The following is a 25,021-nucleotide window of genomic DNA, read 5'->3' as shown; positions in this document are numbered from 1 at the left end:
GGTTTGCATTCCTTATTTTAAAATAGCCTTTAAAAACAGTAATTACTGATGTATTGTTTTTAAATAAGAGTAAATTTGTTTCGTAGGTGAAACAGGAACACCCTCTTTTATTTTAGAAATTACTATGCATAATAACGCCAACATTCAACTACAATATATAGGCTACCTAAAAACACCATGTTTGTGGAAAGGTGATGCTGTTGGCGGTTTAACACAATTTGAAATTGAAACACACCAAACAAAATTTACATTTAATATTAATGAAAAATTACGGTTAGGCAAATACATAGAACGCTTTGTGTCTCATCAAATATCACAAAATAAAAATTGTACTATCATAGCCGAAAATGTTCAATTACAAGATCAAAAAAGGACAATTGGAGAGTTAGATTGTTTGTTATCACAGCACAACACTCCGATTCATTTAGAAATAATTTATAAGTTTTATTTGTATGATAAAAATGCCGGAACCGATGAAATAGATCAATTTATTGGACCAAACAAAAAGGATTCTTTATCGGAAAAAATTGATAAACTTAGTAGCAAACAATTGCCAGTTATAAAAACATTACCTGCTAAAGACTTTTTAAAGTCAATAAAAATACCTTTAGAAACTATAAAGCAGCAAGTATACTTTAAAGCACAACTTTTTACACCTCTTTTTAGTAAAAAACCTATTTTAAAGAAAATTAACAGCCATTGTATTGTAGGTTTTTACTGTGGTATGGACGATTTACAACACTTTACTGAATGTAAATTTTATATTCCAACCAAAAAAAACTGGTTAATTTCTCCACATACCAATGTTAACTGGTTGTCTACAGACCAATTTAAAACAACCGTAAAAACCTATTTAGAGAATAATTTTTCTCCTATGTGCTGGTTGAAACATAAAAATGGTAATTTGCAAAAATTCTTTTTAGTTTGGTGGTAACGCAAGTTTCAAATTGTATCTTTACGTGAGCAATCACAAGACCACCTTCCATACCATCAGACACATATTCGTTGTGAATTGATTTCAAATTGTATTTTTACGTGAGCAATCACAAGATCAAAAAAAAAACGATTATTCTGGACTAAGTTGTGAATTGATTTCAAATTGTATCTTTACGTGAGCAATCACAAGTATTAGTAGTCAAGAAGAAATTAAATAAGTGTTGTGAATTGATTTCAAATTGTATCTTTACGTGAGCAATCACAAGAGGCTGAGAAGTTAGAATTCAAGTTCGATGGTTGTGAATTGATTTCAAATTGTATCTTTACGTGAGCAATCACAAGATGTTTTAAAGAATGATGAGAGAGCGAAAGGTTGTGAATTGATTTCAAATTGTATCTTTACGTGAGCAATCACAAGCCACAATTCGCGATAATACAGTCAAGGAATGTTGTGAATTGATTTCAAATTGTATCTTTACGTGAGCAATCACAAGAGTTAGAGTAAAACCTATAAAATCAACTTCGTTGTGAATTGATTTCAAATTGTATCTTTACGTGAGCAATCACAAGTACGGAATAAAAAGAAATAAATTTAAATTAGTTGTGAATTGATTTCAAATTGTATCTTTACGTGAGCAATCACAAGAATATTTATTTTTTCTCTCTCGACCCCGAAGTTGTGAATTGATTTCAAATTGTATCTTTACGTGAGCAATCACAAGGAAGTAATATAGAAACAAAAAAATGGAACCTTTGTGAATTGATTTCAAATTGTATCTTTACGTGAGCAATCACAAGGCGGATGCATTAGAACACAAGAGGTTTTAGGTTGTGAATTGATTTCAAATTGTATCTTTACGTGAGCAATCACAAGTAATTACAATTGATAGTAAAGAAATAGAGTGTTGTGAATTGATTTCAAATTGTATCTTTACGTGAGCAATCACAAGAGTTAATAAAGGATGGATAACAGTAGAATGGTTGTGAATTGATTTCAAATTGTATCTTTACGTGAGCAATCACAAGATTATTAAACAATGAAAATAAACAATTATTGTTGTGAATTGATTTCAAATTGTATCTTTACGTGAGCAATCACAAGCTCAAGGTGTTTCTATTATAGGTTCTGTCAGTTGTGAATTGATTTCAAATTGTATCTTTACGTGAGCAATCACAAGATTACTCAATTTATAACACTTACCGAAAGGGTTGTGAATTGATTTCAAATTATATCTTTACGTGAGCAATCACAAGTATGCCTAATAACGGAAGACACCCAAATAAGTTGTGAATTGATTTCAAATTATATCTTTACGTGAGCAATCACAAGAATTGTAACCGAAGCTAAGGGAAATTGGTTGTTGTGAATTGATTTCAAATTATATCTTTACGTGAGCAATCACAAGTAACCGCTGCGAATGTTATTGATGAATTAGGTTGTGAATTGATTTCAAATTATATCTTTACGTGAGCAATCACAAGGCGGATGCATTAGAACACAAGAAATTTTAGGTTGTGAATTGATTTCAAATTATATCTTTACGTGAGCAATCACAAGGTCAATCCCAAAATATTGAGTAAAATCAATACTTTGGGATTCTTTTTTAGAATTATAAAAATTACAGGATTTTTAATTTGTAGATAAAATTTTTACTCATTTTTATATTTCTACGACCTCCTATTATTGTTAAAATAACTATTTTTATTGTTCTTATTTTAAAATGAATACAAATTAAAATAATTGTAGTTGTTGTGAAGGCTGCGGTAAATTTACCTCTTTTACACCGTGAAATAACTCCATGCTACCAAACTGTTTGTCTGTAATTTCTAAAATACAAACTTTACCATGTTTTGGTAAATTAGCTTTAACTCTTTTAGTGTGTACTTTAGCATTTTCTCTACTTGGGCAATGTCTTAAATAAATAGAAAACTGAAACATACCAAAACCATCTTTAATAAGGTTTTTACGAAATAAATTAGCAGCCTTTCGCTCTTTTTTGGTTTCAGTTGGCAAATCAAAAAGAACGAGTACCCACATAATTCTATAAGCGCTAAATCTACTAGCTGACATTTTGGTTTTAATCTAATTCTGGATATTTAATTTGTCTTAATTCTCCAGTATAACATTTATACAAGCTGGCAGTGGTAGTAGTTACCGCAACAAACAAAGGGCGCTCTAAACTATCAATAAAAACATCTTGTGTGGCAATGGTTAAAAGGTGTGCTTTTACCTTTGGTGTTAATTGCTGTGTAGACTGTTGGGTATTGTTTATATAATTTATTACCAATTTATCTACAAATGGCCGATAAGGTTCCATAATATCATCGGCCAAAGCGTATGGGTTGTATTTATTTTTATGAAATATCCCCAATACCGGGAGCAAACCACTACATACCAAGGCACGTGCTACTATACTCCGTAACACACCATAACCAAAATTTAGTAAATTATTTGGCGCATCGCCTTCGCGATGTCTAGCAAAATTGTCTAATATATGTTTCCAATAGTATTGAGCCGCCATTCCTTCGCGGTTGGTAGTATCGCCACTTTTTACATCGTGCTGATACTGCAACATAGTGTCGTTATTTTTATAATGCAAGGCCAAAAGTGTGGCTTGATTGGCTATTTTTTGCGTTACCGTTTGTTTCCATAATTGCTTTTTAAGTGGCTCGGACGCAACCATTTGATGCCGTACACGCTCGGCGTATTGGGTATGCCCATATAAAGGCAACATTACCCCAAAGGGTAAATGTTGCGCATCGCAGCTAATTACAGCTACATTATTTCCTTGTAGTTGTATTAATAGTTGGTTGCTTAGCGTTATTTGATAATGATCGAGCATAAGCAGTGCAATATCCTCAATAGGCACCGTACCTTTAATTGTTTTACTTTGAGGCTCCTGCACTACGAGTTGTTGTTGCTGTAACTTTAAATATGCAGGATTACCTATGTAAATGGTGCGCTTAATCATTAGCTAGCACTTTTACTACTTTACCCAAACGATTTACTTCTAGTTTCCAACAGCGTTCTTTTATTCTACTATCATCATATGATAATTCAGACTTATTTAAGCTTCCAAACTCTCCAATTTTGGTTTTTGAGTCATAGCTCTTAATTAATTTAGATATATGATTATTTATAAAATGACATTCTGCTCCAGTTGAGCTCACCATTTTATAAATTCGTCCTACTTGCTCGGGTGATAAATTACTAAAATCAACTAAGTTGTTATTAAGTATTTCTTCTTCGGTAGGCACATACACCAAGTCATTAGGCGATAGCGAAAACAAAAACTTTCCTTTGGTATAATCGGGCTGTATGAGCAACTTCTCATTTTGTGGTATGTTAGCCGTTTGTTTTTGGTGTGCTATTACTTTATCTAATGGTATGGTTTCATACACTCTTTTTTGCTTTTCTTCATTATAATAAATAGCAAAAAATAAGTTAGTCCCTTTTGCGGCTTCTACATATTTAGAAGTTTTATTTCCGGTTTCGCCCACTTTAAACTTACTACCTTCTTCATACAATCTTACTTTGTATATAGGCTGATGTTTTTTTCCGTTATTAAGGCGAACAATGTTATTATTTAATGCCTCATTACCATCGGTATTAAAAGCTAGGTTAAATTGTTCCTCTTGCTTTTCATTAACATACATTTTTACATGGTTATTAAGTATGGTGCGTACACCACTATCGGTAACCGCGTTTAATTGTTTACGTGTAAACTTTTCGGTAAGTGCAACGCGTGTAGCCGTAGCATTTTGTGTCCATTCGTACACTTTTACTTTAGTTACTTTTTTACCTTGTAGTTGTATGGGATTATCTTTTATGTGCTTTTTTACTTTTTTAATATCGTTATTAAATACTTCAATTACCCTAAGCAATTTATTACGTATGGCTTTATTAACAATTAAGTTGGGCGTAGTTACATAGTTAGCAATATTATGTTCGCCTTTTTTAAGTCTTTTTATTTGTACCGCACCCGAAACGGTTTCCTTGTGCATAGGTTTTCTAATTGCCCAATTGGTTTTGTTATTGGATTGGCCAGGTCCTTTTTGCTTTACCAATACTTTTTTAAATGTACCGTTTTCCTGCGGTTGCCATTGCCAAGTTTTATTATTGGTTTTATTAATAATACGTAAATTTTGCTTGAAACTAATTACGGTTTTCTCTAAGTTATTTTTAGCATCTGTAGTAAAATTACTCCATGGCAACTTAAAATGTTTGGTATAATGACCTTCTTTGTTTTTAATTAACAATTGGTCTTTTAAACCATAATTTTCTTTTTGAGCGTTTAAAGAGTTAAGGTAATTAGAATGCTCACGCGTACAACAAGCAATTACTAAAGCATCTAAAGCATGGTGGCGATGATCTATTCGCTTTTTACTAAAACAACTTGCTATTTCGTTGGGTACTTTACTTCTAAAAGCATTAATTTTACTATCCCATTCGCCATAATCGTTAGTTTTAGTGAGCTCGTTTAATCGCATAAATCGTGGAGCCACTATTTCGTTCCATTTATCATTTAATCCCCAATCTTGCTTTAACTTTGAGGTTACCGCACCGCTAACGGGTAGTAAATTTTTAACCGTAGCTTCTTTTTCGTTTTCTTCGCGCACAATATTACTAAGCAAGCTTTTGATAAACTTACTAATATAACGACTATCGTTTAACTGGCGATTAATAAAACCTTCGGGTATTTCTTCTGCAAGTAGGTTTTTAAGTTTTGTTCGGTTACCTTTAAAATATTGGTTACAGTGGTTTTCGTACTGCTCTAAATTAAATAACTTTACTTGTTTGCCATTGCTAAGGCTTACAATTCTACCTTTTTCGCTTTTTAAAAATTCGTAGGCAGTTTTACTTCCTTTTAACTGGTTTACGTCGCTTTCGCAAATAATTTTATTACTCATTGAGTTATCAAAATAGCGCGATTGCGGAATAATGTGTTCTATTTGATAATCTACCGAAAATAATTTACTTAACGGAATGATTTCACCGGTATAAGGGGACAAATAACCTTGTGTTAACCATAGCTTATACTTATTTATCTCGGCTTTTGTGGGTGCGCTATTTTTTCTAATTTTATTTACATCGTCTTCACTTAAGTTCGCGTAACTAACATTTGGGTTTTGGGATACACCTTCTTCGTAAATTTTTAAAATTTCTTGATGACTAGGCGAAAAAGACCTAATATCAGCGTTAGTTTCAGCTTTTAATTCCTCTAAAAGTGCTTTTATTCTTGTATTTGTTTTCTCGTTTTCTGCATTACGTTTGGAAATGGTCTCTCTTTTCTTCGCCGAGTTTTTCATTTCTCTGCCCAATTCCAAGTGTATTTGGTTAAAAAAACCTTTTTTACTTTCACCCAATTGCACCCAAATATCTCTTACTACACGTAACGTTTCGGTAACTACTTGCTCCACAATAGGATTTCGCAAACTATGTTGCTTAAATTCGTTTAAATAATTGGTAATATCCTGTGGTGAATGCCATTGCTGTATGGTACCTAACTCGGAGTGGCGTTCATAAACAGCGTAACAAGCTTGGTAGGTATTTAATCCTTTTAAATGATTTTTACCTTTAAAGCTTAAAAAACTTTTTAAAAGTTGTTTAGGCACCTCATCATCGGCAATACGCTGTAGCAGATTATTTGAGTCTTTTTTAAACACCGCTTCATCATACTGTATACTTTCTAAACGCTCTTTAATACTCTCCACACGAAGTTTAACTTCGTTGGATATATGATTTTCATTCCAGTAGGAACCCATTCGCATTAAAAGTAATAATTTCTTTATCGCTTTTTCGGAATAAGCACCGTATTCATTTTTAAAAGGTGAAAATTTTAAGAAAGCCGCTACAAAAGCATCTTCTCTTATGTGATGTTTATTTGCAAATGTTTTAAGTGCCTTTTCATAGGCTGTAATATCATTAACCGAATAAATTATATGCCATAAATGTAATTCTACATCAGTGGTTAAAAAAGCTACTGCATCTAATCCTTCCACTTTATTGAGTTTACTTAAAAATGAGGCTTTAGTTTCGTTAGCAGGATACTTTTTGTCTTCAACATAATTCCAGCGGTAATTTTCTTTTTCAAGTTTTTTTATTTTTCCAAGTTTCACCAAATAAGCTATAAGCTGTTTTTGATCTATATCTTTTTTGGTATTTAAATAATCAAATAAAGCAACCCAATCTTGCTCGGTATTAAAAAAAGTAGGTGTTACATCTACATCTTTTTTGTTATTTTCAATATCGTCTATTAAGTAGATTTTTAAATTTTGTAGAAATTGCCACAACCTAAATTCTTGAAATAATGGGTGTGATTTTGGTATACATTTTAAAGGCTGTATATTTTTAATGCCATCTTTTATAAAATAGCGTTGCTCATAAGGACAATTTGAAATAGTAGATTTTTTACTTTTTAAAGGTCGTTGATAAAAAATGATATCCTCTAAAAACAAATATGCAAAATCTTTATTTTTTATTGCATTTTGGTGCGCTACGTTTTTGGGGTACAACTCATTTACACAAGCGGTGTATATTTTTTCATCTTGCAATGCAGGATGAAACTGGATTTGAGTTTCTATATTTTTTTTTAATTCTTCTTTATAAAACTTACGCTCAATAGTTTTAACAAGCTTACCTCTTATTTTTTGTGATGGATTTTTAAGCAGTGTTTCATATATAAATTTTCCCACAGTTACATTGCGCTGCTCAATTTCTTGCTCTGTTTTCTTTTTAATAGCAATCCAGTCTTTTTCAGAATCCACAGCTTTATACGTTATTTTTTCCTCACCACTTTTTAGTGTACTAATAGTTACAATAAACTCTTTATACTTATTTAGCCAATTATGGGGCTTAGTGGTTTGCTTATCATATTTCCAACCATTCTCAAAAAATATCTCATATAAAGGTTCATTTGTTTTTTTCAAAACCTCTCCAGTGTCTTTTACCTCAGTTACCAATAAGCGTTCAAAAGTTATTTGTTTACCCGAATCGTCATCTTCTTCCTCACCCCTTAATTGATAATATCCTCTTTTTTGGTTAAAATTTAACAAAATCCAAGCTAACTCATGTTTGGTGATTTTATGAGTAAGTGCTTTTTTACGCAAGTAATATAGCGTCCAATCTAACGGTATATTAGTTTCTTGATGAAGAGCTTTAAAGTCTGAAACCATTTCATTAAATGATTCCATAAACAAAAACTCGTGTTTTCCATCTGAATTTTCTTTATAATTTAATTTAACTTCACTGTTGTGCTTAAACTTTCCAAAATGCTTTTCAAAATCAATCGCTTTTTGATAATGCTCGGGTAAAAAGTTTAAAATATTCAACACTCTATGTAAGCGTTCTCTTCGTAATAAAGTTCGCTGTCGTAATCGTCGAACACCTCGGTAACTTGTTCTTTCGGAAGTTTGTGAATGTGATTGTCCTGCATCAAATTTCCCTAAAATATCTTGGGACATAGGAATAATTCGACTTCCTAAACCTTTAATATTTCCTTCTTTTTTTTGAAAATTTTGAGCTACCAACGCCCAACCAATAGAGTTGGTTCCTAAATCTAATCCTAATATTTTTTTCATAACGTAACTTTTTTTAACCTTAATACATAAGGCTAAGTGATAATATAATTTTAAGTAAAATGAATTTATTTTAGCAATTTTCTATAAAAATATAAAAAAAATAGTTAAATAACTAATTTTTTATTATATTTGAGAACAATTTGAAATCAATTCACAATAAGGATTATTCCGTTGTGAAAACATTTAAAGCGGCATTTACATGTCGCTTTTTTTTTGTGTAATTTTTTACTTCCACCCTACTTTTTAATACTTTTTTATTTGCTAATCATTTCATTATAAGTATCCTTTACAAGAAAGCATCTTTTTTATAAAAAAAGCATTGTAAATGTTAAAAATCATATTATATTTGCAGCTCTTTACCATGCGAAAGTAGCTCAGTTGGTAGAGCGTCAGCCTTCCAAGCTGAATGTCGCCAGTTCGAACCTGGTCTTTCGCTCAAAAGACTTCATAATTTATGAAGTCTTTTTTTTTGTGAAAAATTTTCCTCTTCAATTAAAAACTAATTGAATAATAATAATAATAATAATAATAATACTCTTAAAGAAATGTATTTTTCTGAAAAAATGGTAAAGAAACTTGTATGCCTATCTCTTTTAAAGATTTAGTGATTTTTTAATTTACTTTCAAAAACCAACACTAAAATAATTGGCACTGCCAAAGCAATTACTAAAAGTAAATTGACTTTAAATAGTATAGGGTTTAACAGCAAGGTAATTAAAAAACCTCCCATTGCACCACCTAAATGTGCTGCGTGCCCAACGTTGCCCAACTGCTTTTTCATACCGTAAATAGAATATAACAAATAGCCAACACCAAAAATATAACCAGGAATAGGAATGGGAATAAAAAACAAGTATAAACTCATACTTGGGTACAGCAATATAGATGCATATATAATACCCGAAACAGCCCCTGACGCACCAACAGCAGAGTAATAAGCATCATTTTTATGATACCTTAAAGTGTATAAACTACCAAATAATAAACTTCCTAGATAAATAATTAAAAAATTAGAAGTCCCTAAAACATTTACCACAATATTACCAAAAAGATAAAGTGCATACATATTAAATAGTAAATGAGGCAAATTTACGTGCAAAAAACCAGAAGTAAGCATTCTTATTTTTTCTCCTTGAAGCACTTTTTGAACTTGAAACTTGTATTTATTTAAAAAAGAATAATCGCTAAAACCTTTCATTGACACCAATACATTGGCTATAATTATGATAAGTACTATTTGATGTATGTTTAATCCCATAAGACAAACATACTAAAAAGCAAGTATTAATAACTCTTTTCATTTTAAATTTATATGCGATATTTGTACTTCTAAAAACAACGTATGCAATTTTTAATTTTCGCAATTTCTTATCCTTTTATTTGGTTACTTTCTAAACTACCAATGAGAGTTTTATACCTAAAATCTGATATTTTTTACCTGCTGATTTTCTATGTTTTTGGATATCGTAAAAAAGTAGTTTTAGAAAATTTACAACTGGCTTTTCCAGAAAAATCAATAGAAGAGCTTTACAATATTCGTAAAAAGTTTTTTAAACATTTAATGGATTTGATGATGGAAAGTGTAAAAGCTTTTTCTATTTCTGAAAATGAGATTCTAAAAAGGTATCGATATAAGAACCCAGAGCTGGTTAATAATTTTGCAAAACAAGGAAAAAGTATTGCCTTAGTAGGTGCACACCAAGCAAATTGGGAGTGGTCTACCAGTTTAGGTAAGGTGATCGATATAGACTGTTTTGGTGCCTATACAAAGCTAAACAATAAATATTTCGAGAAAAAAGTAAGAAGCTCTAGAGAAAAATTTGGCGTTAAAGGTTTTAAAACTTCAGACATGATTAAAGGGATGCAAAAAAACTTTTCTGAAAATATACAAGGCTTATATATTTTACTAAGCGACCAATCTCCACAACCACACAAAACCTATTATTGGAGAAACTTTTTTAATGTAAAAGTACCTGTGCATACGGGTGCAGAAATGCTTTCTAAAAGATTTGATTTAGTGGTAATAAACTATGTTAGCAAAAAAGTAAAAAGAGGCTATTACGAAACCACATTTCAATTAATTACCGATACTCCAAAAAGTTTTGATAACTACCAAATTACCGATAAATATACCTCTCTTACAGAAAAAAATATTTTAGCGCAACCAGCATTCTATTTATGGTCTCACAAACGCTTTAAACATAGAGATAAAGTACCAAAAGAGTTCTTATAATTCGAACCAATCTTTTACCAAACTTTGCTCTATTGGTGCTATTGTTTTATGTGTATAATCGTTTTTTACGGGATGATAAACATAATCTTTAGACCAACTTTCTATATTATTTGCCAACTCTTTAAGGGAATTGCAAATAAAATGTAGTTCTTCTGAACTTACTGTTGGGTGTAAAGAAAGTCTTACCCAGCCCGGTTTTTTTGTATTGCAGCCTTGCAATATTTCATCTTTTATTTTATGAGAAGTTTCTTCATCTACATTTAATAAAAAATGACCATAAGTTCCTGCACAAGAACAGCCACCTCTGGTTTGAATACCAAAACGATCGTTTAGAAGTTTAACCACCAAATTGAAATGATATTTTTCGAAATAGAACGAAAAAATACTCAATCTATTTTTTTGCTTAGGCGCTAAAATATGTACACCTTCTAAACTCTCTAAAGTTTCGAAAACTACCTTGTTAATTTCATCTTCTCTTTCTTTAATTTTATCAGTTCCCATTTGCTCCTTTAGCTGAATTGCCAGGGCAATTTTTATCGTTTGCAAAAAAGCCGGAGTTCCGCCATCTTCTCTAGTTTCTACATCTTCAAAATAATCGTGATGTCCCCAAGGGTTTGTGTAACTAACCGTACCGCCACCAGGATTATCTGGAATGGTATTTTTGTATAAGTTTTTATTAAATACTAAAACTCCCGCTGCGCCAGGACCTCCTAAAAATTTGTGAGGCGAGAAAAAAATAGCATCCAAATATTCGTCGGGCTCCGACGGATGCATATTTATAGGTACATAAGGAGCACAACAAGCAAAATCTACAAAACACAATCCGTTGTATTTATGAATTAATTTTGCTACTTCGTGGTAATTGGTTTTAATACCAGTAACATTAGAACAAGAGGTAATTGAAGCAATTTTTACGGCTCTATATTCGTGTTTTTGAATGCATTTTTCGAAGCTTTTTAAACACAACAAACCATCATCATCACAAGGAACTACTACAACATCTGCAATAGTCTCTAACCACGATGTTTGATTAGAGTGATGCTCCATGTGTGAAATAAAAACAATAGGTTTTAGAGCTCCCGGAATAGTCGTATAATTTCGTAAACTTTCAGAAACTTTGAGTCCTAAAATTCTTTGAAACTTATTAACTACACCTGTCATGCCAGATCCTGCTGTAATTAGCACATCATTTTCATTGGCATTTACATGCTTTTTTATAATTTTTCGAGCTTCATGATATGCCAATGTCATTGCCGCACCAGACGTAGTGGTTTCTGTATGAGTATTGGCAACAAATGGTCCGAATTTATGCAACAATTTTTCTTCTATCGGACGATATAATCGTCCGCTAGCTGTCCAATCTGTATATATAATTTTTTTTTCTCCAAAAGGTGATGTAAAAACTTGGTCTACACCCACTATATTTTCTCTAAACTGACTGAAATAACGCTCTAAATTCATTACACAAAATGTTAAGTAATTGCTTTAATTTCATTTATAAATCGAACAGCCAAATCATCTGCATCCTTCTGAGATGTAGCTTCGGTGTATATTCTTATAATTGGCTCTGTATTCGATTTTCTTAGATGAATCCATTTATTTTTAAAATCAATTTTTACTCCATCTATAGTGTTAACCTCTTCATTTTGATAGTTTTTAGCCATCGTTTCTAAAATTGCATCAACATTAATTTGCGGTGTTAATTCAATCTTATTTTTACTCATGTAATAACTAGGATAACTATCTCTTAACGTTTTACAAGAAACTTTTTTATTGGCTAAATGAGATAAAAACAGGGCCACTCCTACTAAAGAATCTCTACCATAATGAGAAGCAGGGTAAATAATACCTCCATTTCCCTCTCCTCCAATTACAGTATTGGTTTCTTTCATTTTCTGAACTACATTAACCTCTCCTACTGCTGCTGCAGTATAATTACCTCCGTGTTGTTTGGTTACATCTCGTAACGCTCTTGAAGATGATAAATTAGAAACAGTGTTTCCGCCACCTAACTTACCCAACACATAATCTGCGCAGGCAACCAACGTATACTCTTCGCCAAACATAGAACCATCTTCAGAAATAATAGCCAATCTATCTACGTCAGGATCTACCACAATTCCTAAATCTGCTTGTTCTTTAACAACCAATTCAGATATATCTGTTAAGTGCTCTTTAAGAGGTTCTGGGTTATGAGGAAATTCTCCGTTTGGTGTACAATACAGTTCTACACAAGTTACATTTAAAGCCTTTAATAGTGCAGGAATAAAAATACCTCCTGTAGAATTTACTCCATCAACCACCACCTTAAAATTGGCATTTTTAATAGCATCTACATCTACCAATTCTAAATTTAAAACTTCTTGTATGTGTTTGTCTAAATACGTATTGTTTTTAGAGTAAGTCCCCAAATTATCGACCTCAGCAAAAGTAAGGTCTTCATTTTCGGCTATCTCCAAAATCTTTTCTCCTTCTTGTCCGTTTAAAAACTCTCCTTTTTCGTTAAGTAGCTTTAAAGCATTCCATTGTTTTGGGTTGTGTGAGGCAGTTAGTATGATACCTCCGTCTGCGTTTTCTAATGGAACAGCCACCTCTACTGTAGGAGTAGTAGATAGCCCTAAATCGATTACATTAATTCCTAGACCAACAAGTGTATTTGCTACCAAACTAGCAATCATTTTACCAGAAATTCTTGCATCTCTTCCTATTACAACAGTTAGGGACTCTTTAGATACATTTCGGCTTTTGATGAAAGTCCCATAAGCTGCAGCAAATTTAACAGCATCTATTGGGGTTAAGTTTTCTGATGGTTTACCACCTATTGTTCCTCTAATTCCTGAAATTGATTTTATTAAGGTCATATCTTCTTTTTATACAAAACAAAGATAATCGTTTCTTTTCTACTTCTAATTATTGAAAGAAAAAAAATGTGGTTTTATTGTGTAAAGAAAGGTGTTATTAAAGGTACCCGTATAAAATTAGATAGGAATTACAATATTAAATTATTTAATATTTTTACAAAAACAGGAAAAAAACTTACCACAAAAAGTCAAAAGCCCATTCTCTTCAGAATGGGCTTTTGATAAGATGAAATTTTAATTAGTTGGGGGATTTATGTATGGAAAGTTGGGGGATTTTTAAAAGTTGACAAACTAAAATAAAAGTTTCTTAATAAGAAGGGGTATCTATAATAGCCTGTCAACTATACTTAAATAACTAACTCTTTACATTCTTTAAAAACTGTAAGCTTAAAAAGAAGTTAAGAATCAAAAACCGATACTTTCGTATCTTTCCTAACATGCTGCAAATTTAAAGTATACTTGAAAATATATTTTACAAATTTGGACGAAAGTATACTTTTCTGTACACCAACGAACCGTAATATTGTACTTTAAGGGATTTAGAAAGAAATATGAAACTTTATAAAAGGTTGAGCCTCTTTTTTAGTTTTGCTCTGTATGTTTTTCCTACAGGAATAACCTCTTTACCAATTAAAATACTGTTGTCTTCTATATCTACAACACTATTTAAATTAACGATAAAAGACTTATGGATTCTTAAAAAATCTTGAGGAGGCAACTTTGTTAAAATCTTTTTTAGAGGACTATGTACTTTGTATGTTTGATTGGCTGTTTTTAAAAGAATATAGTTTCTGCTTGCTTGGATGATAAGAATATCTGAAAAGGTAATTTTTATCAATCTTTTGTCTACGTTTACAAACAAAAAATCTTGATATACATTCTTTTTTTCTTCTTTAACCTCATCATTACGCTCTTTTACAATCATAAAAGATTTTAATTTGTCGATAGAGTCTTTAAACCTATCTAACTCTAGTGGCTTAAGAATATAATCTACCACAAATTTATATTTAAAAGCTTTTAAAGCTTGTTGATCGTCTGAGGTGGTAAGTACTACTTTGGGTGTTTTTTTTAAACTTTCTAAAAAATCGAAGCCATCAAAATCTGGCATGTGAATATCTAAAAATATAAAATCTACGTCATTAGAATTCAAATACTTTATGGCACTCATTGCATTCGGAAAATCTGCAACAATAGTTACGTCTGGCAACTGGGCTGCGAGCTCTTTTAAAACTGTTCTTGCAAGAAGCTCATCATCTATTACTATACCTTTCATCATTGGGGGAAAAATTAAATATTATCAATGAATTCAATCATGTGGGCGAGTGTATTTTCGAAAAACTTCTTTTCTTCATCTGTAACATTTTCAATATTTTTTTCATAGTTACTTGCTATCTTATAAGATTCTATTAACCCCAATACAGTCATTTTATTTTTTATCCTATGAATGTATACTTTAAAGTTTTTGAGGTCTTTAGTATCTTTTAACTCATAGTATTTTTCTGAGTCCAAAGATAATTCTTCTCTAACAATTTTTATAATTTTTGCTTTTAATATTTCACTACCGTTAGCAATTTTATCGATATATTCTAAATTTGGTGTTTCCATTATTCTTTTCTAATCGTAAAATAAAAAGTTGTTCCTTCTCCGAATGTAGAGGTTAACCATACCTCTCCACCATATATTTGCACCACTTTTTTAACAATTGATAGTCCTATTCCTGTAGATTGTTTTTGTGGGTTTAAAGATTGAAACACCTTAAATATATTTTTAAAATGTTTTTGTTTTATACCTATTCCGTTATCACGAATACTAAATTCATAAAACGCATCTTTCTCTTTATAATCTATTTCTATGTACCCTTTTTGCTTGTCTGAGAACTTAACTGCATTGCTTATTAAATTCTGAAACAACTGCCTTATCTTTGTTTTATCGGCATAAATTGAGGGTAATTTTTTAATAATACGAACATCTATATGAGAAGGAATCATTAAAATTTCTATACAATCTTTTACCAACTCATCTAAATCTAACGTAATGTTAGATACTGAATTAGCATTTACTTTAGAGTATTCTAAAACATTGGTAATTAAGCTCTCCATTTTTTCAACAGTTCTAAACAAAAGGTCAAAATTACCCAAAGTTTGAGTATCGAAATGAGTTAAATTATCTTGCTTTATCCACGATAAAAGTGCATGAATACTTCTTAATGGCGATTTTAAATCGTGAGAAACAATATGTGCATATTCTTCTAATTCTTGATTACTTCTGGCCAGTTTTTGAAGCATTTGAGCTTTTTGTTGCTCTAAGTTTTTTAAATCTGTAATATCTAAATGAATACCAATAGAGCCAATTAATTCTCCTTTAAGATTATAATTTGGAGCACCACTAACTAACCATATTCTCTTTTTACCTGCTTTGTTTAAAATAGTAATTTCGTATTTATTCGATTTTCCTTTTTCTCTTTTTAGTATTTCGTTATTAATTACCTCTTTTTGGTCGCTTACTGCCAGTAAATCTCTAGCTACTTTACCTAGTAACTCTTCTTGAGAATACCCAGAAATTTCGGTAAAACTGTTATTTGCCAAAATTATCTTATCGTCTAAATCTACTTCTAATAAACCTAAATTCATATTGGCAATTGTACTGCGATACTTTTCTTTTTCTATCTCTAAACTCTTGTAATAATTTCTATTTAAAGTAACATCTTTATATGACCACAAATGACCATAATAAACATTATTTACAGTAATTGGCACAAAATCTCTTTCTAAAATAGTACCATCTTTTAAAACTATTTCTTCTCCTAATGTTTTAATTTTTTTTGATATAATATTTCCAATTCTCTTAAAAATAGAAGTAGGATCTTTAAAAATATCTTTGCTTTTTAAAAACTCCCCATAACAATCTTTTCCAATCAATTCTTTTGGTGTTGACTTAATATTAATCAACTTACAAAATTGAGAATTGGTCAAAACAATTTTGCCATCTTCATCTTCTAGTAAAATTCCTGTTTCTAAGTTTGAAATAATATTGTAAAGTCTGCTTTCAGATTTTTTTAAACTTTCCTCTGCTAATCTATCTCCAGTAATATCTCTAACAATTCCTTGTGCTATAAGTGGTTTATTATCTTTATCGTAAACCACACTTGCATTAATATGAACCTATTTAATTTGCTTACTCTTGGTAATAATTCTTGCTGTATAATTAGAAAAATAACCTTTTGCCAAAAGTTCTTTAAAAGATTTCATTGCATAGTCAAAATCTTCTTTATAAATTACATCTACTACATTAAGAGACTCTTTACTTAAATCATATTCAAATAAAGCACTAGCATTGTTATTCATGTTTTTTACATTTCCATGAATGTCTATTTGTACAAAAGCATCATTAAAACTTTTAAAAAAACCTTTTATTTGAGATTGATTCTCATAAATATTTTTTTCTAATTGTTGATTGGTTTTTTTTAACGCCAACGTAGTATTATAAAGCTCTAAAGATTTTGTTTCTAAAATCTTTTCAGCTTCTTTTCGAGCTTTTTTTTCTCTCTCTAAAGCACGTTTTAATATGTCAACTTCTTCTTTTTTCACTGTTTTTTTGTAATCGAATATTTAACTAAAGTTCCTTTATCATTTAACTTTTCTAGCTCTATAATTGCTTTTTCGTTAAAATGATTAAATACTTTTTCCATCTAACCTAAACCAAAATAATGCATTGCCCTACTAGAACTATACAACATTGTTAAACGGTTATCTGATGATTCAAGAATTTTAAAATGAGGAAGTTCTGCATCCGGATAAATTTTTCTAACCTCTATATGAATATGACTTTCTACGGATGAAATCATATCTAAGGCATTCTTATAACTTTTTAGAAGCGAGCTGTAATCTCTTTTAACTACACCAAAAAAATGATGCCCGAAGCTTAACAATAAATCATCTATCGATTTTCCTGTAGTGCTACTCAGGCTATTTAAAAGTAATAACATTTCAGAAAAACTATAGGTACCAACAGTAGTGTAAGCTGCGCCAGACGGTAAATTTGCTTTGCTAATTACTGTATCTAAAACAGAAAGACTATAGTTAAGTTCTATAGATTCTAAAAATTCTCTAAATATGATTCCTTTCACTAGGCTTTTACAAAGTTATTTAAACTCCAATAATTTAAAATCCCTCTAATTTTTTCTTCATAAGCCTCATAGCTCAATGGCTTAATCATATAGCCCGCAATACCAATGTTATAACAATAACGTAAATCGGAGTCATTGTCTGAGGTGGTTAAAATAATAACAGGAATTTGTCGTAAACTATCATTTGACTTTAAAAAACCTAAAAATTCTATGCCATCTGTTAATGGCATATTTAAGTCTAGTAAAATTATATTAGGTCGAAAGGTTTCTAGCTTTTCCATAGCAGCATCTCCATCTGTAACCACCTCAATTTTATGGTGTGAGGAGTCGGAAACTGCTCTATTGAATTTTAAAGCTTCAATAGGATCATCATCAATTAGTAAAATTTTTAAGTTTTGTTTTTCCATTTGTATATTAAAGATTGAAGTCAAATATAGTTAAATACTCTATTTATCTAAAATTATTTAGGTAAGATTATTGAAAACAACGTTATAATGCGCTAAAAATGAGATTAACAACTTATAAATTGATACTTTTTGTTGGTTTCATAAACAGTGCTTTTTATCATAAGAATTAATTACATTTGTAATTGTTATAAGAAAAAAAACATCATGAAACAATTAATAATTTTATTATTACTAATAATTTTAACAGTAGTTGGTTTCGGCCAATACAATACATATCAAAGGTTTACAGCCAAAAACAGTGCCTATGTAACTTCAAAAAAATTAGATTTTAATTATTATAATCAAGCTATTGTTTTAGACTATTTTGAAGCAGTTGAAGATTTAAATAGCTTTGTAACACTACAATGGACGGTAAATGATATTGATGTAAGAGCTCCAGAAAATGACGCTCCGGAAACAGTTGCTGCGCAAAAAGTATATGCAAAAAAACTTGCAGCAATAAAGTTTTACGAATCGAAATTAGAAAATGCTGCTACTCTTAAAGATAAGGGCTTTGATAATGAAAAAATTAAGTTTTTACACGAAAGTGGTTCAGATTCGGATTCTTTCCAAAAAAAGGAAGCAAACAGCAGGATAAAACAACTTTTTAACCCTAACAAAGTTTTAAAATACGGAGAAAAAAATCCGCTAATTTTTGAAGTACAAAAAAAATTAATTGCCAACGGGTATGACATACTTTTAGATGGTATTCTTAAAAAAGAAACCATGACAGCCATAAAGCATTTTGAAGAAAAAAATAATCTATTTGCAGACGGAACACTAGATTTACTTACACTAGATGTGCTTTTTAGGTAAAAGTTACCCTGATTAAAACATACTAAAAGGAGACAACAGATTTTAAAAACTGTTACCTCCTTTTTTTGTAGACTTAATTTTGTAGTGCTTTTTTTCTGTTTATTGCTAACTGCAAACTCACTTTATTTGCTTTTTCTTCTGTAATATTATAGTCTTTCATAATAAACATTGCAATGGTTGTTCCTAAAATAGGAATTCCTGAAAATGCCAATCGCAAGCCATCTACAGCTCCTTCGGGCTGAATAACTGCACCAGAATCGAAACCAACAAAGCTCATTATTAATCCGCTTAAACCTCCTGCAATTGCAAAACCAAACTTTACCATTAACCAATATATTGCACCAAAAGTTCCCTCTCGTCTTAAACCAGTATTTAATTCATCTAAATCTATAACATCTGCAGTCATCGACATCATAAGTAAAAACAAACTACCAATTCCAAAAGAAAATAGTGGTAAGGCAAAAATAAAAAGATATGGTTTGCCTGGTACAAATAAAAACCATAGCATTACATAACCCACAATAGATATTCCCTGAGAAATAATAAACGCTCTTTTTTTTCCGAGACTTTTAGACATTCTTGTTACTATAGGAATTACAAAAAAAGTAGTTCCTAAAGCTCCTAAACAACCAAAAAGAGTTGGCCATATTCCAGCATTATTTGCATCTCCGGCAAAAAGATGATATACAATAATAAAGAAAGAAAAAGAGGCAATTGTCATAAACGCATTATAAACTAAAAAAGTAGCGATACAAAGTTGCCTAAATGGCTTCATTTTAAAAGCTGTTAAAAAACCAGCTCCTATTTCTTTTAAACTATTTCCAATGCTTTTTATATTTAAAGGAGCGTAATCTTCCTGTAATGTCGATTTACTTTTTATAAAAATACCGGGTATTATTGCGCAAATCGCAAAAATAATTCCTACCCAAAATGCCAACGACCTCGTTGCTATTTCTGCAGAATCAAACCATTCGGCATCATACATAATTACCCAAAACCATGGAGCTATAACCCAAGCCCATTGACCAATCCATTGTGCAGTAGCCATAATACTTGTTCGCTCGTGAAAATCATCACTCATTTCGTATCCCATTGCTACATAAGGAACACTAAAAATGGTGAGTCCGAGATAAAAAATAAAAGACCAAAACATAAAATAGATAAAGTTGTAATCTATACCACTTTCTCTATAAAGTTGCCACATAATTATAAAGGCAATTCCCATAATTAAACCTCCGAGAACAACATATTGCCGCCTTCTGCCCCATCTAGACTTTGTATTGTCTGATATGTAGCCCATAATTGGATCTGTAAAAGAGTCGAACATTCTAGGGAAGAAATAGATAATTCCCCACATCCAACCTGGAAAACCTAGATCTTGTACCAAAACAACCATAAAAATTCCCAGTGCTGCGGGAAACATTTGATTTGCTAACATCCCTACTCCAAAGGCAACTTTTTGACCAAACGGAACTTTTTTTATTCTTTCTGACATCACTTACTTGTTATACATTTTTTTTACTATTTCAAACGTTTTTTTCTTTTTCCTATCAATATCTACAATTCCCCAAAACTCTTCATTTGGTGATCCATCATAAGGAACACCAGAACTATTTGGTGCCCAACCACCAATATCTTGCTGGTTATTATTGCCTGCTTTCCACCATCCATCGGTAAATGAAAAGAGGGTAATACCACTGCAAACATCATCATTAGAAAAAACACTTTTTAAAATCTTATAATTCGCATCTGCTTGTGCAAGTTCATTTACTCCTTTTTCGTAACCTGCCTTTGCTATCAACATATAACTGTCTCCACCTCCTTCGGATAAATACATCGGTTTTGTACTAACTTCCTCCCATTGTTTGTAAATTTTATCGGGATTGTCCCATCTGTAAACGTTCATTCCCCAAACGTCAATATTTTTGCCCATGCTTAATGCTAGTGAATCTGGTAATTCTCCGTGTGCTGTTGTAGTTAGGTGATTTGTATCGTTTTTATGAATTAAATTAGCAGCATCATTCATTGCTTTATACCAAGTTTTAATATCATTATTAAACCACTCCGGATGATAATTGTACTCATTGCCTAACTCCCACATTAAAATGGCATTATGACTTTTGTATTTCTTAACATAATCGATAAAAGTTCCTGATAGAATATCATTTTTACCTCCTTGATTGTATCCAAAACCGATAATTACTTTAATACCTGCAGCATCAATTTTATCTAAAACCTGCCAATCATCAATAGGCTCATAAACACGAATTGTATTAATTCCTGCCTCTGTCATTAAATTTAAATCTTCGTCTATATTTCCGAAATCTCTTTTATTAGTACCTTTTGGCACAGGATGATAACAAATTCCCTGAATTAGATACGGTTGATTGTTCAGTAAAATTTTTCTGCCCGAAACACTAATAACATCTTTTCTTTGCTCATATTTACATGACATAAGTAAAAAAAATAGCAGAAAAAGTATCGGTACATGTTTCATGATTTTAGTATTTATTTAAATAATTTAGCTATTTATAGACATTATTGTGTTATGGTCGCTGTTTTTTTAACTTATTAAATAACCACTTTTATATGGTTAATTGTATTGGTTCTTTTAAAAACTTGATTACTTACTTCTCTACTTAAAAATAGCTCAGAAAAAACAATCGAACTATGATCATTATAAATCACAGTTATTGATTTTTCTTCGCCTTTTGAATACAAAATTGGCACTTGGCAATAAGTAAAAGCAAGTTCATGTTGGTTTACTTCTAATTCTTTTTCATCTCCTGAAACTGTTATGTATTTAAATATTTGCGGTGAACGTAAAAACTCTTCTTTTTTAAGTAGAGAAGGGTTAAAAAAAAGCTTTCCTTCTTTTACGAAAACTCCTAATTCTCCAAACCTATTTAAAACATCTTCCTTTACTTGCCCTGTCATACCAGGCTGTTGCGCTCCTTTTCCTGCTGGGGTATGAGAGTATGCATCTGTAGGAAAAGCACCATATAATCGGGGAGATTTATGTACACCTATTCCTGCATGAATTTCGTAATAGTGATCTAACAATTTTCCGATAATTTTATCAGAAGCTTTTTCTTCTATTGCACGAATACAGTTTTCTTGAACAGCTACTAACAATTTAGAAACCATGTGCCAATAAATAGAGCCCAAACCTTCATAACCGAAAAATGTTCCAGACCTTCCAGTAAAAGATTTATGATTAAAAACAGTTTCAAATATTGCCAAAACAGCATCTTTATCCTGATTTAACAAAGAAGAATATTTTTCTTTCGGTAGCAAGTCTAAAGCATTTTCTAAACTATTTGCATTATTAAAACTTCCATTAAAATGATAGTTTCCGAACACGTCTTTCTCTATAATATTGGTATTATTATCATTTATTAATGTTGCTAATAGTAACGAGCTTTCTACTTTATCTTTTGCAATATTATTTTTATGGGTAAATCTTGGTAATTCTTTATTTGGATATAAAATATAACTGTATTGGTCTGGCCTAAAAAGGGCACTATTTTTTAAACCATTTAATAACTCTAGCGCTTCTTTAGAAGATAAATACTTAGCACTTAAAACAGCTACCTGGCCTTCTAACATTTCTGGTAAATAAGAAATTTCTATTTCGTCTGTCCCTTTAAGTGTCATTAAATTATAAGCATGATACAAATTATCTGCACGCTTATTTGCTTTAATAGAGTGCTCTAAATACTCTTTTATTGTATCTAAAAACGTAAGTAATTCGTCTTTTAAAATCGACTGCTTTTTGGTAGAAAATCCGTTTTTATAAATTTTTACTCTATAATTACTAGCAGGCTCTGCCAAGCCATCTAAAACAAGTTTTCGTTCTTTGTTGGTAAACTTTCTTGTTAATATTTTTTTGTTTTCTAAAAGTGTAGTGTGTACATTTTTAAAGAAAACAGCTAGCTCTTCAGATAATTCAAACTCTAACGTACTGGATTTTAACACTAATTCTTCAAAAAAATGAATAAACCTTCTTAAATAGTAAAGTGTTACCATAGAAACACCATTTCCAACCAAAGCGTTATTAGCATCATTCCACTCTGGTCTTTGCGTATTTAACCAAATACCAGCCTCTGGAATAAAATTAGATACTTTGGCTAAAAGAGTTGCCAATATTTTTTCAATTAAATTGACTTTGTATATAGCGCCATCGTAACTTTTTAGCAATGCTCCATCTGCTCCCAGATACTCTCTTTCTTTGTTAATTTTTTCATTTAGCTGAAAATCAAAATCTATAGTATCTTTTGAGTTTTTAAGAATTTCTTGGTAAGATTTAATTTTATATGGAACGTTGGCATATACAAAAATAGCAGAACTAAAAAGTTTAGAGAGTTCATTTGGATAATGTTTTTCTGCAAATTCTAAAAACTTTAGTAGATAAATAACTTGATGATCTCCCCAATAACCAATATAAGACCACGGATCATTTTCTTCTATCACCTCCCAATCGAAACCGCCTTTGGTAACTCTGTAAGGATTGTACCCATCAAAAGTAGTGGCGTTTAAAAACTTGTGAATCATGCTCTCTATAAAACCCGGATAAGAATGTGCTAAGGCCTCCCAATTCTGAAAAATATCTCTCCAATTTCCTTCGTAATCTAGTATTTTAGAGCCATCATTTTCGTTTTTAGTGTTTATAGAAAACTTATTCCATGGTCTACTCGGGTCTCCATGTCGTCTACTAAACTTTAATGGTAAGTATTCTAAAGATAACCTCTTAAAATCTTTATCTAAATCATTTTCTGTAAACTCTTTTAAAAAAGATACACTAAATGTTGCTGGCATTTTGTGTAACATCTCTCTTTTAGAATTGTAAACATTGGTATTTGCTTTAGATAGGTAATTCAAAAAATCTAATTTTTCTATTAGATAATTATTATCAAAAACACCACCTCTCATAATATTAAAAAGTGTATTCGAAAAATGACGTGTATTAATCAAATGATCAGCTGTAAGTTGCAAACCATCTGCAGATGCTGTTAATTTTATAAGTTTTTTTGTACCACTTAAAATGTCCTTTTCTAAAACCTCTTTTATGTTTTTGGTTGTAGCTTTAAATTGAGATAAGGCAACTATTTGGCTTATCGACTGATTTACATTTGCAACGTGCAACCAGTCTTTACAAGAATTGCCTTCTAGAATAAAATTGAATACTGTTAAATATGCTCCTTTTTCTGCTCTAATATCTATTTCTTCTTTAATTGAAAAACCTTTTCTAAAAGCATCTATTTGTAGAGATGATAATAAATATGTTGGCTTTTCAATTCCGTTAGACCAAACAATAGTTGCTTTTAACGCTTCACTAGGTTCTGCCTTATCAACAATTATAGCGCTTAAAGAATAAATTCCTAAACCTATTTCTTTCTCTAATTCGCTTTTTTTGTAAGCATCTACCAAATTGCTTACATTTGCTTGTAGCTCGGAGCCTACGCCAAAAGGTAAAATATCTTGAAAACCATCTAAGGCCTCTATAGAAACTTTATCAGAACTTGTATTTACAAGCTTTGCCTTTCTAACAAAACCATATACATCACTAGAATTCCATTCGTATGAAAATACAAGGTTTAAATCGTGATTAATTTCTTCAAAAATAATTTTATTGCCATACACATTTTTATAAATATTTCTAGAAAAATCATAAAGTCCCTCATTTCTTTCTGAAAAAGGTTCCCACAAATAAGTACGGTCATTTTTATGGACTCTAAAAATTGTTTTACAACCTGTAGTTTCTGCTAATGCAGTTATTTTATCGTCTGTATAATAAGGGAATAAAGCAAATTGTGCATTTTTTCTACCTGCAGATAATGCTCCATTACTAGAAATAAACATCCAATGGTTAGAGTCTGATACTATCGTCATAAAAAAAGGACGCATGGTATGACTATCGGATATTTTATAAAAAGTTTCATTATTCAAGCTTACCATACTACCATTATTAGTAGTAATCTTTTTAAAATTATTTGCTATAAGAGAAGTAGTATTCATTTAA

General features: G+C 31.0%; 18 protein-coding genes, 1 tRNA gene and 1 CRISPR repeat array. Of the genes, 4 read left to right on the top strand and 15 right to left on the bottom strand.

Annotation, left to right across the window (positions count from 1 at the left end):
• Window positions 1–124 precede the first annotated feature (124 nt).
• A complete protein-coding gene (locus WHD54_RS11055) occupies window positions 125–934 on the top strand; it encodes a DUF1853 family protein (protein WP_088324922.1) in 810 nt (269 codons plus the stop codon).
• Between the two features lie 70 nt (window positions 935–1,004).
• Window positions 1,005–2,494: direct repeats of the CRISPR family, unit length 46 nt; unit sequence GTTGTGAATTGATTTCAAATTGTATCTTTACGTGAGCAATCACAAG.
• A 174-nt stretch (window positions 2,495–2,668) separates the two neighbouring features.
• Here the strand turns inward: WHD54_RS11055 and cas2 are convergent.
• Genes cas2 through cas9 form a run of 3 tightly spaced genes read right to left on the bottom strand, consistent with a single transcriptional unit; the run spans window position 2,669 to window position 8,517 of the window.
• The gene (gene cas2, locus WHD54_RS11050) at window positions 2,669–3,007 is read right to left on the bottom strand and encodes a CRISPR-associated endonuclease Cas2 (RefSeq protein WP_088323368.1); all 339 of its coding nucleotides are present in this window, start codon (window positions 3,005–3,007) and stop codon (window positions 2,669–2,671) included.
• Between the two features lie 7 nt (window positions 3,008–3,014).
• Entirely contained in the window at window positions 3,015–3,908 is an 894-nt protein-coding gene (gene cas1, locus WHD54_RS11045; RefSeq protein ID WP_088323369.1) for a type II CRISPR-associated endonuclease Cas1, read from the bottom strand.
• Window positions 3,901–8,517 carry a type II CRISPR RNA-guided endonuclease Cas9 gene (gene cas9 / locus WHD54_RS11040; RefSeq protein WP_088323370.1) on the bottom strand — a complete coding sequence of 1,539 codons (4,617 nt, stop codon included), beginning with the start codon at window positions 8,515–8,517 and terminating at the stop codon, window positions 3,901–3,903. The genes cas1 and cas9 overlap by 8 nt, the downstream gene beginning before the upstream one ends.
• Window positions 8,518–8,880: 363 nt before the next feature.
• Here cas9 and WHD54_RS11035 point away from each other — a divergent pair.
• Window positions 8,881–8,953: transfer RNA gene (locus tag WHD54_RS11035), tRNA-Gly, on the top strand.
• A 165-nt stretch (window positions 8,954–9,118) separates the two neighbouring features.
• Here the strand turns inward: WHD54_RS11035 and WHD54_RS11030 are convergent.
• Window positions 9,119–9,775, bottom strand: coding sequence for a rhomboid family intramembrane serine protease (locus WHD54_RS11030; RefSeq protein ID WP_088323371.1), 657 nt, complete (start codon window positions 9,773–9,775; stop codon window positions 9,119–9,121).
• 84 nt (window positions 9,776–9,859) lie between these two features.
• On the opposite strand from WHD54_RS11030, the gene WHD54_RS11025 reads away from it, so the two are divergent.
• Complete coding sequence (locus WHD54_RS11025; RefSeq protein ID WP_088323372.1) at window positions 9,860–10,750, top strand: lysophospholipid acyltransferase family protein; 891 nt, start codon at window positions 9,860–9,862, stop codon at window positions 10,748–10,750.
• Here the strand turns inward: WHD54_RS11025 and WHD54_RS11020 are convergent.
• The 8 genes from WHD54_RS11020 to WHD54_RS10985 all read right to left on the bottom strand — a co-directional run bounded on the left by WHD54_RS11020 (window position 10,745) and on the right by WHD54_RS10985 (window position 18,144).
• A complete protein-coding gene (locus WHD54_RS11020) occupies window positions 10,745–12,211 on the bottom strand; it encodes an aminotransferase class V-fold PLP-dependent enzyme (protein ID WP_088323373.1) in 1,467 nt (488 codons plus the stop codon). The two genes, WHD54_RS11025 and WHD54_RS11020, sit on opposite strands and share 6 nt — an antisense overlap.
• 11 nt (window positions 12,212–12,222) lie before the next feature.
• Complete coding sequence (gene glmM / locus WHD54_RS11015) at window positions 12,223–13,611, bottom strand: phosphoglucosamine mutase (protein ID WP_088323374.1); 1,389 nt, start codon at window positions 13,609–13,611, stop codon at window positions 12,223–12,225.
• A gap of 559 nt (window positions 13,612–14,170) precedes the next feature.
• Window positions 14,171–14,887, bottom strand: coding sequence for a LytTR family DNA-binding domain-containing protein (locus tag WHD54_RS11010; protein WP_317043146.1), 717 nt, complete (start codon window positions 14,885–14,887; stop codon window positions 14,171–14,173).
• An 11-nt stretch (window positions 14,888–14,898) separates the two neighbouring features.
• Window positions 14,899–15,216 carry a hypothetical protein gene (locus WHD54_RS11005; protein ID WP_088323375.1) on the bottom strand — a complete coding sequence of 106 codons (318 nt, stop codon included), beginning with the start codon at window positions 15,214–15,216 and terminating at the stop codon, window positions 14,899–14,901.
• A complete protein-coding gene (locus tag WHD54_RS11000; protein WP_340767325.1) occupies window positions 15,216–16,754 on the bottom strand; it encodes a PAS domain S-box protein in 1,539 nt (512 codons plus the stop codon). Before WHD54_RS11000 ends, WHD54_RS11005 begins: the two co-directional genes overlap by 1 nt.
• Before the next feature lie 18 nt (window positions 16,755–16,772).
• Entirely contained in the window at window positions 16,773–17,198 is a 426-nt protein-coding gene (locus tag WHD54_RS10995; RefSeq protein ID WP_340767324.1) for a PAS domain-containing protein, read from the bottom strand.
• A gap of 101 nt (window positions 17,199–17,299) precedes the next feature.
• Window positions 17,300–17,737: a heme NO-binding domain-containing protein gene (locus tag WHD54_RS10990; RefSeq protein ID WP_317043147.1), complete on the bottom strand. Its 438-nt coding sequence runs from the start codon at window positions 17,735–17,737 to the stop codon at window positions 17,300–17,302.
• A complete protein-coding gene (locus WHD54_RS10985; protein WP_088323377.1) occupies window positions 17,737–18,144 on the bottom strand; it encodes a response regulator in 408 nt (135 codons plus the stop codon). The genes WHD54_RS10990 and WHD54_RS10985 overlap by 1 nt, the downstream gene beginning before the upstream one ends.
• 204 nt (window positions 18,145–18,348) lie before the next feature.
• Here WHD54_RS10985 and WHD54_RS10980 point away from each other — a divergent pair, with 204 nt between their 5' ends.
• Entirely contained in the window at window positions 18,349–18,999 is a 651-nt protein-coding gene (locus tag WHD54_RS10980) for a peptidoglycan-binding domain-containing protein (protein ID WP_088323378.1), read from the top strand.
• Window positions 19,000–19,072: 73 nt separating this feature from the next.
• Here the strand turns inward: WHD54_RS10980 and WHD54_RS10975 are convergent, their stop codons facing one another.
• From WHD54_RS10975 to WHD54_RS10965, 3 genes are all read right to left on the bottom strand, one after another.
• Window positions 19,073–20,494, bottom strand: a complete 1,422-nt coding sequence (locus WHD54_RS10975; RefSeq protein ID WP_088323379.1) for an MFS transporter — start codon at window positions 20,492–20,494, stop codon at window positions 19,073–19,075.
• A 3-nt stretch (window positions 20,495–20,497) separates the two neighbouring features.
• On the bottom strand, window positions 20,498–21,454 hold the full coding sequence (locus WHD54_RS10970) for a glycoside hydrolase family 2 TIM barrel-domain containing protein (RefSeq protein WP_233130969.1): 957 nt from the start codon (window positions 21,452–21,454) through the stop codon (window positions 20,498–20,500).
• Between the two features lie 116 nt (window positions 21,455–21,570).
• On the bottom strand, window positions 21,571–25,017 hold the full coding sequence (locus WHD54_RS10965; protein WP_088323381.1) for a hypothetical protein: 3,447 nt from the start codon (window positions 25,015–25,017) through the stop codon (window positions 21,571–21,573).
• Window positions 25,018–25,021: the final 4 nt, after the last annotated feature.

The sequence above is a fragment of the Polaribacter tangerinus genome (assembly GCF_038024095.1).
GTDB lineage: Bacteria > Bacteroidota > Bacteroidia > Flavobacteriales > Flavobacteriaceae > Polaribacter > Polaribacter tangerinus.
Note: the sequence above shows the minus strand (reverse complement) of the source record. Positions and strands in the feature narration are given on the sequence as shown.

Coding starts and splice junctions, on each gene's coding strand:
- WHD54_RS11055 (WP_088324922.1), top strand. CDS start 125: ATGCATAATAACGCCAACATTCAACTACAATATATAGGCTACCTAAAA.
- cas2 (WP_088323368.1), bottom strand. CDS start 3,007: ATGTCAGCTAGTAGATTTAGCGCTTATAGAATTATGTGGGTACTCGTT.
- cas1 (WP_088323369.1), bottom strand. CDS start 3,908: ATGATTAAGCGCACCATTTACATAGGTAATCCTGCATATTTAAAGTTA.
- cas9 (WP_088323370.1), bottom strand. CDS start 8,517: ATGAAAAAAATATTAGGATTAGATTTAGGAACCAACTCTATTGGTTGG.
- WHD54_RS11030 (WP_088323371.1), bottom strand. CDS start 9,775: ATGGGATTAAACATACATCAAATAGTACTTATCATAATTATAGCCAAT.
- WHD54_RS11025 (WP_088323372.1), top strand. CDS start 9,860: ATGCAATTTTTAATTTTCGCAATTTCTTATCCTTTTATTTGGTTACTT.
- WHD54_RS11020 (WP_088323373.1), bottom strand. CDS start 12,211: ATGAATTTAGAGCGTTATTTCAGTCAGTTTAGAGAAAATATAGTGGGT.
- glmM (WP_088323374.1), bottom strand. CDS start 13,611: ATGACCTTAATAAAATCAATTTCAGGAATTAGAGGAACAATAGGTGGT.
- WHD54_RS11010 (WP_317043146.1), bottom strand. CDS start 14,887: ATGATGAAAGGTATAGTAATAGATGATGAGCTTCTTGCAAGAACAGTT.
- WHD54_RS11005 (WP_088323375.1), bottom strand. CDS start 15,216: ATGGAAACACCAAATTTAGAATATATCGATAAAATTGCTAACGGTAGT.
- WHD54_RS10985 (WP_088323377.1), bottom strand. CDS start 18,144: ATGGAAAAACAAAACTTAAAAATTTTACTAATTGATGATGATCCTATT.
- WHD54_RS10980 (WP_088323378.1), top strand. CDS start 18,349: ATGAAACAATTAATAATTTTATTATTACTAATAATTTTAACAGTAGTT.
- WHD54_RS10975 (WP_088323379.1), bottom strand. CDS start 20,494: ATGTCAGAAAGAATAAAAAAAGTTCCGTTTGGTCAAAAAGTTGCCTTT.
- WHD54_RS10970 (WP_233130969.1), bottom strand. CDS start 21,454: ATGTCATGTAAATATGAGCAAAGAAAAGATGTTATTAGTGTTTCGGGC.
- WHD54_RS10965 (WP_088323381.1), bottom strand. CDS start 25,017: ATGAATACTACTTCTCTTATAGCAAATAATTTTAAAAAGATTACTACT.